The 13138-nt window shown below is 61.1% G+C and carries 8 protein-coding genes; 6 read left to right on the plus strand and 2 right to left on the minus strand.

Features of this window, described 5'->3' with window-relative positions:
- Nucleotides 1-2 precede the first annotated feature (2 nt).
- Both ACYZUC_RS08530 and ACYZUC_RS08535 read right to left on the minus strand, forming a co-directional pair.
- Nucleotides 3-2810 carry a multicopper oxidase domain-containing protein gene (locus ACYZUC_RS08530; protein WP_461995036.1) on the minus strand — a complete coding sequence of 936 codons (2808 nt, stop codon included), beginning with the start codon at nt 2808-2810 and terminating at the stop codon, nt 3-5.
- 184 nt (nt 2811-2994) lie between these two features.
- Nucleotides 2995-4443: a sensor histidine kinase gene (locus ACYZUC_RS08535; protein ID WP_461995038.1), complete on the minus strand. Its 1449-nt coding sequence runs from the start codon at nt 4441-4443 to the stop codon at nt 2995-2997.
- Nucleotides 4444-4665: 222 nt separating this feature from the next.
- Between ACYZUC_RS08535 and ACYZUC_RS08540 the strand changes: the two genes are divergently transcribed.
- The 6 genes from ACYZUC_RS08540 (at nt 4666) to ACYZUC_RS08565 (ending at nt 12049) form a co-directional block, all read left to right on the plus strand.
- A complete protein-coding gene (locus ACYZUC_RS08540; RefSeq protein ID WP_461995040.1) occupies nt 4666-5292 on the plus strand; it encodes a LysE family translocator in 627 nt (208 codons plus the stop codon).
- Between the two features lie 432 nt (nt 5293-5724).
- A complete protein-coding gene (locus ACYZUC_RS08545; RefSeq protein ID WP_461995042.1) occupies nt 5725-6096 on the plus strand; it encodes a DUF6124 family protein in 372 nt (123 codons plus the stop codon).
- Nucleotides 6097-6423: 327 nt separating this feature from the next.
- The gene (locus ACYZUC_RS08550; protein ID WP_461995044.1) at nt 6424-7770 is read left to right on the plus strand and encodes a hypothetical protein; all 1347 of its coding nucleotides are present in this window, start codon (nt 6424-6426) and stop codon (nt 7768-7770) included.
- A gap of 35 nt (nt 7771-7805) precedes the next feature.
- Nucleotides 7806-10055, plus strand: coding sequence for an Ig-like domain-containing protein (locus ACYZUC_RS08555; protein ID WP_461995046.1), 2250 nt, complete (start codon nt 7806-7808; stop codon nt 10053-10055).
- A 59-nt stretch (nt 10056-10114) separates the two neighbouring features.
- Nucleotides 10115-10576: a curlin gene (locus ACYZUC_RS08560; protein WP_008034167.1), complete on the plus strand. Its 462-nt coding sequence runs from the start codon at nt 10115-10117 to the stop codon at nt 10574-10576.
- 27 nt (nt 10577-10603) lie between these two features.
- A complete protein-coding gene (locus ACYZUC_RS08565) occupies nt 10604-12049 on the plus strand; it encodes a curlin (protein ID WP_461995048.1) in 1446 nt (481 codons plus the stop codon).
- The last annotated feature ends 1089 nt before the right edge of the window (nt 12050-13138 follow it).

Consider the following 13138-nt stretch of genomic DNA (forward strand, 5'->3'; position numbering starts at 1 on the left):
GATCATGGTTTGACCACCACTTGTGGGCCGACGCCGTCACCGGTGCGGAAGGTTGGCAGTGCAGCAGAGTTCACGTAGCGCACGCCATCCCAGCTCGGCAGCGGAACCGGCATCAATTGCAGTTGCCCCGGTTTCTCAATGTCCCAACGCAGCAACATGGAGTTGTCCTCATGTTGAGTGTTGTGGCAGTGCTCCATGTACGTCCCGGCGAATTCGCGGAAGTTGATCGCCATCTCGACGCTGTCCAGGCCGTCCTTTTCCGAACCGATGCGGTACACGTCCTTGCGCGCCCATTTTTCCCATTCCGGTGGTGCCTTGCCGCCGCGACTGAGGATGATCCCCTCCTCGAAGTGCACGTGTACCGGGTGGCTCCAGCCCTCGCCGCCGAGCTTGATGTTCCACACTTCCAGCGTGCCAAAGCCCGTGACGCCGGCATCGGTCGGGCCGGAGGCCAGTTTGGTCGAGGCGTTCAGGCGACGAGGGTCCATGCTGAAACCGAAACCGCCGTCGGTCTTGATTGTCCATGGCGCCAGATCGGTGCCGTCGGAGCGACCGAAGGTGAAGGTGCGGTGACGAGCCTTGGCTAGCAGCGCCTTGTCGGCCGGATTATCGCGGTGAATTTTCAGCGGGATCATCACCATGCCTTCAGGCTTGCCCGGTTTGGCCGGTTCATAAGCGGCCGGGTCCATAGCCAGGTCCTGACCGGTGTAGGCCTTGACGTTGAGTTGCAACACTTTGCCTACCGCCGGATCACCATCCTCCCACTTCGGTCCCTTGCTGGTTTGCTTGATGACGGCCTTGTACTTCTCGGACAGTACGTCAGCCAGGGAGACGGGCTCTTCCGGGCCCTTGCCGTCTTCGTGCACCAGCAGGTTGACGAAGAACAGCTTGTCGCCCACCTTGATCCCGTTTTTCGAGAAGTTGACGACGATATCGAAACGCTCGGCGATGCCCATGGTTGGCAAGATCGCGTTGTGATTTTTAGTATCGCCGTCGGCATCCAAGTCCATGCTGCCGTCGAACGGCACGGCGTGTTCCATGATATTGCCGTCGTTGGCAATCATGTGGAACGGCACGCGGGCATACGACACGCCCGACCCGGCAGGCCCTGGGAACTCGCCGCCGGTGCCCTTGATCTCGCGCACCAGCGCCAGTTTGAAGTAGCGCGACACCGAGCCATTGAGCATGCGGAACCGATAGCTGCGGGCGCGCACATCCAGGGTCGGTTTCCACTGCCAGTTGACCAGCACCTGATCACCGAGGAAGCCGTTGGTATTGAACGGGTTGAACCACAGTTGACCGTTTTTATCCCACGCTTTATCGGCGAACAGCAGGTTGACGTCGTAGTCGCGGTTGCCCCAAGGCAAGGCGTTGCCACTGGGTAAACGCAGGTTGACGCCGTCATTCACCGCTTCATTGCCACGGTCCAGGGCGCTGTAGTAGTTCATCATCGCCGCGTTGCCCTTGTAGACGTTCTGCGCGGTGAAATCGAGCATGTGGTCGTGAAACCAATGGGTGCTCATGGTTTCGCGCCAGTCGCCGCGGATCTTGATCGTGCCGTTGTCGCAGGTCTTGCGGCTGGGGATGAGGTCGTTGGTCCACAGGGTTTCGCCCGGCGAGCACGGAAAAGCTGCACGCGGGTCCTCAGCCTTGGTGTTGATGCTGTCGTAGCCGGCCAACTGGATCGGCCAGCGGTAGTCGTAGAATTGCCCGGGGAAGAAAAATGCGTTGGCATAGCCGTCGCTTTCCGCCGGTTGGTGACCGTTGTGTTCGTGGGTGCTGAGGGTGTGCAGACCAAAACCCATGTTCGCCGCCGGGTCGATCGGCAAACCGTTGTAATGGCGCATCAACACGGGTTGTCCGTAACGCACCATGAGCAATTTGGGCGGCAAGGTGCCGTCGAAGGTCCAGACCGATTTGTGGTTCTGCACCGGCATTTTCGGGTGAAAACGCGCATCGACGCCCTTGGCAGTGCCATCGGTCGCCGGTACACCCGCTACGTTGTGGTAGAGGCCACCGGGGCCAAATTCGCCCACGGCATAGCGGTGCATCTGACGACTGTCACGCAACCCGGTGTTCAACCGTGCGCCGGTTTGCACAGTCTTGTAGGCCGTCTGCGGGTAAAACTCGTTCCAGCGCTGGTGCGACCAGCCTTTTCCTGGTGGACGGCCTTCAGCCGACGAGCCGATACGGCGGTTGAGGAAATATTCGATCTGCTTCTGCCAAGGATTGCGGTCGACCACGTTGGAATACTGACTGGGAAACGGGGTCAGTCCGGGTTGCCGCATGAAAGCGTCGAGCGCCGCACTCGGCGGGACGCTGCGAGCGGCGCTGGTAGGGTCCTGTTGCGGCAGCGGGCCCATCGCCGCCGGTGGAAACGGCAACTGCGCCGCCGGGGTGGTGGGGTCGAGTTTTTCCGGACCGAACTCTTCGAACAGCACCAGTTGCTGAGTGAACGGCAGAGCACCGTACAACGGACTGGGTTTGCCATTGGTGGGGTAATTGAAGCTGGTCTGTGCCGCCGGCGGCAGGATGTTTTCCTGGAGCGGGGTGTTTCGGTTGCCTTTGACGCCAGCCGGCAAGTCGAAGGAATCAACGTTGGCCGGGGGCATGGTCAAAATAGCGTTCAAGGCGCCTGCTCTGTCAGCCGGTTCGTCGTAGTACGCTGAGGGGTCGGACGGTCCGGGCTGGCTTTCGTCGTCGATCGGGCTGGCGCGCAAGCTCGTTGTGCCGAACGTCATTGCCAGAAGGACGCTCAGGGGCGTCAGGAGACCAAACCTCTTGCAAGGGTGCTGCGCTTTTCTGTCCATCACCAGCCGCCTCGAAGTTGTGAAGGGGGTAATGGGGGTTTTGCAAGGAGCTCGCCAGACTTGTAACAACCTTATACAAACGCACTAATGCGCGCTGAAACAATGGCTTATCAACATCAATGTGCCATATCCCGAAAAACGACTGGGGAATGACACCCGCTACCGGGGAAAGTTCATCCCCATTTCAGGGACTGCGTTGGAACGACAGGCGAACACTTGTGCCCTCGCCCTCGCGACTGTCCAGGCTCACCGTACCGCCGCAGCGCTCCATGATCCGCTTGACCAGTACGAGGCCGACGCCGAGCCCGCCTTGCTTGGTGGTGAAAAACGGCCGGAACGCCAAGCTGCGCTGCTCCTCGCTCATGCCTTTGCCGGTATCGCTCACCACCACGCTGACGTCTCGGGCATCCGTCGGCTCCAGAATGACGGTGAGCGTGCCGCCCTGGTCCATGGCCTCCAGCGCGTTGGCCAGCAGACTGTTGAGTATCTGCGACAACTGCATCTGCTGGCTCAGGACCATGGGCGTGTCCTTCGGCTCGAATACCACATGAATGCAGGCCTTGGCGATTTGCTGCTCGAAGGCCATGAGGCTGTCGTGCAACGCCGCCACCAGGTTCACCGGCTCCGGTTCATCGGTGAGCGGGCGCAAGGATTGCAGCAATTCCCTGACCCACGTCGACATGCGATCGACCTGACCGATGATGTCGTTGATGTTTTGGTGCGCCGGGCCACTGTCGAATTCCAGCGCCAGTTCGGCACTGGAGCGAATGGTCGCCAACGGGTTACGCAAACTGTGGGCCACCGCCGACGACATCTCGCCCAGGGCGACAAAGGTTTCGTTGGTGATCAATTGTTTCTGCTGCGCCGCCAACAGGATCGCCGCGCGCCGCACGATCCAGTACAACCCCAGATAAATCAGCCCGCCGCCCAGCGCAGTGGCCAGCCAGATCAACACCAGACCGCGCTCCATGCGGCTGATCAGGTCCTCGGGTTCCTTGTAGATCTCGACCATCGCCGTGACTTTCTTGCCGTCGACATCGAACAGCGGAATGTAGTTTTCGATGAAGATGAATTCCGGCGGCGTGACGAACTTTTGCTCCATGCGTGTCTTGTCGACGTTGTGATAACTGGCCGACACCGGCGTCCTGGAGGCGAATGCGTGCTCAAGGTCTTCGTCGGCATGGATCGTGGTGCCCATCAATGCCGGGTTGGTCGACCAGATCACCATGCGGTCGGGGGCGTAGATGTTGGCAAGGATCACGTCAGGCAAGTGCTCGATGTGGTCGAGAAATTCGCCCCGGGCATTGGCACGGGCCATCGGGTCGACGTCAGGGAAATCCTTGTCTTTGCGCGGGTCCAGCAGCTCGCCCATGCTGCGCACATTGGGAATCAATACGTGGTGCACCTCGGTCAAGGCAATCGCCTGAATGAACTGCGAGGTCAGCAATGCATCGCGCTGCACGCTTTCGGTAATCACAAATCGCGTGGACACAGCCCCCAGCGCCACCGCCACCGTACCAATCACCGCCATGCTGATCAGGGAAAACCAGCGCAGCAGATTGAACGGTTGCTTTCGCGAGCTCAAGCGCACATCGCCCTCTTCGGACTGGAGCGTTTGTGTGGGCATGTTCATGGGCGTACTTCCCGGCGATTCCCCCCATTGGTTATAGCCCACGGTCAGGCATTTGCCCGTTATTGGGTGCTGGCGCGACGATCTCTATTGGATCCATCAATCGATACACAACGTGACCGTTCGGCAACCACAAATGCCGTGGCTTTGACTTTGCGCCCTGGCACGAGCACAGTCTGGCGCTACGTGAGGATGGATGCCTCGATGAGGCTAAAGGAGAATGCCATGTTTCCGATCAACGTCTGGCTTGCCTACACGGCCGCGTGCTTGCTGTTGGTACTCGCACCAGGCCCGGACAATCTGTTGGCCGTAGGCCGTGGACTCAGTCAGGGCAGGATTGCCGCGATCGTCTCGGGCATGGCCTCCGGGGCGGGAATTCTCTTCCATGTGGCAACCGCTTCGCTGGGACTGACGTTGCTTTTGCAGACGTCCGCCGTTGCCTTCTGGGTCGTCAAGCTTATCGGCGCCGGTTATTTACTGTGGCTTGGCATAAAAGTCCTGCGTTCTCGTAGCCTGATCAGCTTCCAGCCTGCGACCCGGCAATCACTGCCGAGCATTTTCCTCACGGGATTCCTCTCGGCAGCACTCAATCCGAAGCCCGGTTTTTTTGTCCTTGCGTTCATCCCGCAGTTCGTCGACCCACAACGCGGCTCGGTGAGTGTGCAGATGCTGGTGTACGGCATCTGGTTCGCCGTACTTACAGCAGTGGGATTCGCACTGATGGGCGTATTTGCCACTGCACTGTCCGGCTTTTTGCGCCAGAGGCCACGGCTGATAAATGGCCTGAACGTTGGGGCAGGACTGACCTTCGTTGCTTCGGGCGTATCGATAGCGGCGCTCAGTCAAAAATAGGTTCCGTGCAGGGGCGTCGCGGGGCAGCCAACCCTGAAGAGATATCCGACGCTTCCGCTATTTTTAGCAATGTTTACTCATGTTTAACGACGCGTGTTTAAAAACACTCCGTGTTACTTCGCGCAGGCTACAACGCCTTGCGCCATTGCCTACGCTTGCGCCAGAATCCGCCGGCTTGTGCGCCTTGTGCCGGGGCTCTATCGTTTTCCGGTCGCTGAAAAAATACAGCGATGGGGTTTGGTAGCCCGGTTCAATTAGGCGTATTGCGTCACTGTTAGCAGACCTTTTTAGTCTCTGTTTTATGGTGGCCATGCGCAGGGCTCCCTCGGGGGCGCCGGGTTCCTAATTACCGGTCTACCAACCCGCGTATGGCCGCCACCCATCGTTTGGTAGCGAGGGTGAAGGCTCCTTTTTTAATTAGGAGTACCTGTAATGTTCAAAGTAACGCCCAATCCACCGGACACCGATCCGGCATCGCCGCAAGACAATCCCGATTCAGAAGCACATCGCGAGGCTGTCAATCGCGCCCTCGATTTCTACTTCAACCCTGCCGCCCAGACCGCTCACGTCAAAGCCACTCCGCGAACACTCACCACCCTGTTTATCGTCAACCCGGAGCTCGATACCGAAACCCTGCTGGCCCATGCTTGTGAATCCCTGGCATCGGCCAATGTCATGGCGACGGATCTGGCGGATCAACTGGACGGGACATGCCGCAACTCCCTGCTGGGGATTGCGCAAGTCATCATGCTGGGCGAGTTGGCGGTGAATCGGGCGCTTGATCAATTAGCCCCCACCGAGTAGTAACGGCGTCCGGCTTTCTTTAGGCGCGGGCTTGCTCGCGATGGATTCACGATCGCTGCGTTTTTCCAGAAAACACGCGTCTTCGTTAACGACCATCGCGAGCAAGCTTGCTCCTACGCGTCCCGCCCTCCCCGGCATCCCCACCTACCCCCAATGCTGGGGACAGTGGCCCGCCCGCTCGATCGACAACCAAACGTCACCAAGGCGCTACATGCCCTAGCGCCGGACCTCTGCCGGCCGTTTCCAACGATTGGTACGGAAGTTGCCGACTCCCCCGTCAACTGACCCACCCCCCCAAGGGGCAGGTCTCTGATAGAGGGAATACTCATGCACCCTTTACTGTCCAAAACCACGATCGCCCTGGTCGTGTCCGCTCTGGCCCAAGGCGTCGCCCAGGCAGCGCTGTTTGCTGTCGACACCGGCCCCTATGTTCCCGCCAACGGTAACTTCGCTTCCTGGTATCAGGACACCCACGGTCGAACCCTCGACTTGTGCCTGTCGAAGGCAGTCAGCTCCAGGGCTCCGGTTGCGCCAGGCGCACCGGCCTACATGTGCCTTTTGAATCCGAACCCCGGTATTTTCGACGACACTCAACCCATCGTTTTCCCGACCAACTTCCCCGACGAGGCGTTCTGGTTCACCGGCGACGGATCCATCGTCGACGCCGCACGGGGCATTGACCTGACCTATGTCAGCGCCGTTGAAGCCGCGTTCAGTGGTGGCGACCCGCTGGAAGGCGATCAGATCAGTTTTGGCCGTATCCGTATTCGGGTCGACGTACCCACCGCAGGCACCTATGTCATCACCCACCCTTACGGCGTCGATGTCTTCAACGTCGATACCCCCGGGCGCCGCGCGATCAACATGACCCGGGACATCGGCATCGGCTCGCCGAAAACCTACGACGGTGCGCTCAAAGCTGACATCGGCCCCTTCCTGCGCAGCCTCAAAGGCCCTTACACCGAGACCAACCCGGTCACCGGTTCCGCCGACACGTTCGTGGGCGATCCGAACCTGGAAGAGGCCTTCACCGGCAGCCCTTTCAATACCAACTACATCCGCATTGAAGGGCCTGGCGGGCTGGACTTGCGCACGACGGTAATGGCCATTTCCGGCAAGTTATCGACGCTCGTTCGCCCCACTCCGATCATTGCCGAACGCAGTACCTATTCGCGCAAGGCCGGCGCCAGCGCCCCGGTGGCCCAGCAGGATATTTTCGTCATGGCCCCGCCACCACCGGCCACGGTGAAACTGGACAGCAACACCCCGGTGCTGAACCTGACCGAGGCCAACACCACAGGTCAGTGGTACGCCCAGTCAGCCACCAACCCGACGTTGCCGAGCAGCTTGCTGGTGACGGCCGATAACCATCTGGCCATCCCCAGCAGCACGCCGACCTCCTTGTCCATGCCGCTGACCGACCTGGTGGTGATTTCACGGGCCGAGTACAGCCTTAGCAGCGGACAGATCACGGTAGTGGCCTCGACCAGCGATGAAACATCGCCACCGATACTCACCGTCACCTCCGGCACGGGTGTCGCCATCGGCGCCCTCAGTGGCAGCGGCGCAGAGAAAACCCTGTCGACCGGCATCTCGCCGATTCCACCGGCCAAGGTTCAGGTGACGTCATCCAATGGCGGCACCGATACCGAAGAAGTGGTCATCGTGCAATGAACGCTCTCATGCCCAGATCTGCATCAGGAGGCATCATGAACAAGTGGCCACGCTTCGCGCTCAAGGCGCTCGGGCTGACTCTTTCGCTGTCCGGCAGTGCGTTCGCGCAACTCACTGCCGTCGATACCGGCCCCTACACTTTCGCCACGGGGAAATTCCCCATGTGGTATCAGGACAGCAATTTGCTGTCGCTGGAACTGTGCCAGTCACGGGCTACCAGCACGCGGGCACCGGGTGCTCCTGGCGCCCCCGCCTATATGTGCATCCTGAATCCGGAGCCTGGCATCTTCGACGACACCCTGCCGATGGTGTTCCCGGATAACTGGCCACCGGAAGCGTTCTGGTTCCTCGCCGAGACCAGCATCAACGATGTCGGAGGCTATGGCGTGGATGCCTACGTGGCCGGGGTCGAAGCGGCATTCACTGCGGAAAACCCTGTCGACGGCGATCAGGCCAGCTTCGCGCGGATTCGCCTGCGGGTGAACATACCTGTCGCGGGCACCTACACCATCACTCACCCGTATGGCGTGGAAACAGTCAACGTCACCACACCGGGCCGCCGGGCGATCAACATCACCCGCGACATCGGCATCGGCGCACCGGGCAACTTCGCAGGGGCGCTCAACGGGGAGATCGGGCCATTTCTGCGCAGCGTCAACGGTCCGTACACCGAAGTGAATCCGGACACCGGCTCCATCGAGACATTCGTGGGTGATCCGAACCTCAGCGAAGCGGTCACCGGCAGCCCGCTCAACAACAACTTCCTGCGTGTCCAGGGTCCGGCCGGGACCATTCAGACCAACCTCTTTACCGTGTCCGGCAAAATCCTCGACAGCCGGGCGCAAACGCCTGTGGAAATTGGCCGCGCCACTTACCGCCGCCTCTCGACAGGTCCGGGCACGAGCAGTACCCGGGTAGAAGTCTTCGGCAAATCGACCATCAGTTCGAACCTGTGCTTCCGTGAAACCGTGCCTCTGGTGCCCGGACCACCGAAATCGCCTTGCCTGGTCACCATGCTCGGCAACAACACCGGCCAGTTCTTCGGCCATCGTCTGACAGGCAGCACGGTTCCTCCGGTGGTGGTGGTCACCGCGACCGACCCGAGTGGCACCAGCCGGCCGACGGCGGTGTCGAGCAAAGTCACCGACATCGTGAAAATCCAGACCGCACGCTACAACTGGAGCAATCACAGCCTGTTGATCGAAGCCACCTCGTCAGACGAAGTCGTGGTGCCGGACATGGTCGCCCAGGGCTTCGGACGGCTGACGAAAACCGGCACCTTGCAACGCCTGACCGTTGCCGATCTGTCGCAGCCACCGGCCAGTGTCACGATCAAATCCGCCGCCGGCGGCAACGACACCGAACCTGTGGTGGTGGTCGGCACACAACCGAACAGCGGTGAAAACCAGGCGCCGCTGGCCGTTGCCGACACTGGCAGCACCAGCTTCGGGGTGCCGATCACCCTCAACCTGCTGGCCAACGACAGCGACCCGGACGGCAACACGCCATTGAGCATCGTCGCGCTGACCTCACCGGCCGCCGGGCAAGGCACCGTGGCGATGAGCGGCACGACCGCCGTGGTCTACACACCGCCGCCCGTAGTCACTGTGCCGATGACCACGACCTTCACCTACAAGGCGCAAGACATCAAAGGCCTGGCCTCGGCCACTCCGGCGACCGTGACCATCACCGTGGCACCTAACCGGCCACCGGTGGCCGTCGCCGACAGCGTCGCGACCCTGGGCGTGGCGATACCGATCAGTGTGCTGGCCAACGACACCGATCCGGAAGGCAACGTGCCGCTGGCGGTCGCCAGCTTCACGCAACCACCGAACGGTCGCGGCAGCGTCAGCAGCAACGGCACGGTGATCACATACACCCCACCGGCCACCTTCACCACGGCGTTCACCACGACCTTCACCTACTTCGCCCGGGACAGCTTCGGCGCCCAGTCGACGGCACCGGCGACGGTCACCGTGCAAGTCTCGCCACGGCCACCGGCAGAAACCTTCACGGTGACCACGGCAACGGTGTCGGCACGCTCCAACAACCGCTTCACCTGGGACTTCGCGGGCACCTCATCGGTGACCACCGGCAACATCGTCACCATCCGGGTGAGCACCCCGACGGGGTTGGCAACCCTGGGCACCGCCACGGTGCCGGTGACCGGTCGCTGGCGGCTGACGGTGAACAACACCACCACGGTGATTCCGTCGGCGAACCCGACGGCCACCATCACCTCGTCCCAAGGCACCGTGCGCACCGTGACGGTGACCTCCAACTGAGCCTTCGCCCCATCGGTCACGTGGCCGATGGGGCTGGCCTCTTGCGAAAGGACAGTCTCATGAAAACGTCGACCGCTGCCCTGCTCTGCCTGCTTCTGCTCTGCAGCAGCGCGGGCGTGCGCGCCGACGATCTGATGGAGAACGATGACCTGGGCCCCGGCACCGACCTCGGCGAGTTGCCACCGCCGATTGGCCAGCACGCGCTGATCGACCAGAACGGCCAGGCCAACGTGGCGCTGCTGCAACAGAACGGCCAGTCGCTGCTCGGCACCATCGTCCAGTCGGGGAGCAATCAGGAAGCGTACATCCTGCAACAAGGCAGCGACCTGATGGCAATGATCACTCAACAAGGTTCCGGCAACTCGGCCTCGATCACGCAGACCGGCAGCCAGAACCGCGCGCAGATAGCCCAGAACGGCAATAACAACGACGCCAGCATCGACCAGGCCGGCACGGGACTTTCCAGCGCCGTGACCCAATCGGGAAACGGCATGAGCGTTTCAGTCAAACAATACCGCTAAAGCACCGCACCACATGGAGGTTTCATCATGTTCAAACTGACGCCCCTCACCGCCGCGATACTGGTCATTGCCAGTGCCCAGGCGCTGGCCAACGACAGCATTTCCACCCAGGACCAGGTCGGCACCGCCAACATCGCCAATGTGAAACAGACCAAGGCCCCCTACAGCACTGCCACCCAGCAGCAACTCGGCGAGGGCAACGATGCGGCTGCGGTGCAGGACTCGGCCACCAGCACCATCGACCAGAACCAGGTCGGTGAATACAACGCCGGTTACGCCGAGCAATTGTATGAAGACAACAGCACCATCACCCAGAAACAGACCGGCAGCTTCAACACCAGCCATGCCAGCCAGTCGGTCGGTGCGGGCGGCGGCGAAGTGCTGCAACAACAGGAAGGCAGCGGTAACTTTTCGTTCGTCTATCAGGACAGCCAGGAGGGTTCTTCCGGTCAAACCTTCCAGTACGGCGACAGCAACGAAGCCAACATCGAACAGATCCAGCCCGGCATCGGCAACATGGCGGTGATCATCCAGTACGGCACCACCAACTACGCCACCGCCGAACAGATCAACCACATGGGCGGCCAGATCGACATCAACCAGAGCGGCGCCAACAACTATGCCTACGGCGACCAGCGCAACGGCGACGGCGGCAACCTGAGCATCAACCAGAGCGGCGACGGCAACGGCACCGAAATCTGGCAAGACGGGCAAACGGGCAGCATGGCCACCGTCGACCAGATGGGCGAGACCAACGAAACCGTGGTCGACCAGAGCTTCGGCGAAAACAACACCGCTCAGGTCTTCCAGGTCGGCAACCTCAACGCGATCTACGCCGACCAGTTCGAGTCCACCGGCTCGACCCTGGCGTTGTACCAGACGGGCACGGGCAACGTGCACTTCACCTACCAGACCGGCGAAGGCCATTCGCTCACCGCGACGTCGGTGGGTAGCGACAACAAGGTCTACGCCAGCAACTGGAAAGGTCCGCAAAAAGGTGGCCAGTTCGGCAGCAACCAGAGCGCAACCATCACTCAGAACGGCAAGGAAAACATTGCCAACTTCACCCAGGACGGCGTCGGCCACGTCATGACCACCAGCCAGACCGGCATGGGTAACCAAACCATCGTCAGCCAGGCGGAGAACTACAACGAGCTGTACTTCGATCAGAACGGCACCGACAACATGCTCATCGCCGACCAGCGCGGCACCGCCAACCTGGTCGAGGGCAGCAGCAACGGCATGAACAACCGCGCCGAATTCGACCAGTCCGGCACCGGCAACCAGGCCTCTACCAGCCAGTGGGGCAACGATAACAAGATCACTCTGAAACAGGCCGACAGCATGAACGTGGCATATGTGACCCAGGGCGGGATCGGGAACATTGCCAATGTTGATCAGAGCGGCATGACGCAGATGGCGACCATTCAACAGGTGGGTATGGATAACCAGGCGACGGTGTTGCAGCAGTAATTGCGGGGGTATAAAAAACCGCGGCTCTTGAGGGGGGCGCGGTTTTTTTGTGGCCTGCTCTTTCTGTAGGAGCTGGCTTGCTGGCGATGGCGGCCTGACAGCCGACCATTTTCTCTCGGGTGTACATATCCATTTCTGCGGTAACGGCTGCTAATGGTTTCGCCCTTACGGCGAGTCACTTGGAAGAGCCCCAAGTAACCAAGGGCTCTTGCCCCTTTCGTTCGGTGGCTCGCTAAGGCTCGCCATGCCCTCGCTCCGGTCCTGCTCCGTGGGCCCGCCGCGATCGGCCATCCATGGCCGTGCGCGGCTAACCCGGCATCCATGCCGGGTTACCCACTGCGCAGAACCTGCGCTCGGCCTCTCGAGGGGGCGCTCAGATCAAAAGCTGAAGGCGAGCTAACGCTCGGCCTGATGAGTGGTGAGAAGCGAAAGCGTACGCCGATCCCTGTAGGAGCCGGCTTGCTGGCGATAGCGGTGGGTCAGTCAACGTATGTATCGGCTGGACGGACGCCATCGCCGGCAAGCCGGCTCCTACAGGGGGTTGGGGACATTCGTGGGTGAAGGGTTGGCTGGAAGGACGCCATCGTCGGAACGCCGCTCGCAGCAAGCCGGCGCCTACAAAAGCAGTCCGGCGTCCACCCGCTTTTCACCACTCATCAGGCCGAGCGTTAGCTCGCCTTCTGCTTTTGATTTTGATCTGCCCGCCCCTTCGGGAGGCCGAGTGGAGGTTCTGCGCAGTGGGCAACCCGGCATGGATGCCGGGTTAGCCGCCCCCGGCCAGGGATGGCCGATGGCGGCGGGCCCACGGAGCAGGACCGGAGCGAGGGAACGCCGAGCCTTAGCGAGGGGCCGGACGCTGGGGCAAGACTTTTTGGTTACTTTTGAGGCGTTTGTCAAAAGTGACTCGCCGTAAGGGCGAAACCGTAAGTGGCCGTTACCGCAGAAATGGATATGTACTCAGTCAACAAAATACTGGTCAGCTGTCAGGCCGCCTTCGCGGGCAAGCCCGCTCCCACAGGGTTTTGGGTACATCTGGGAGAACAGTTTGGTTGTCGGGCCGCCTTCGCGAGCAGGCTCACTCCCACAGTT

The sequence above is a fragment of the Pseudomonas sp. GT1P32 genome (assembly GCF_054897805.1).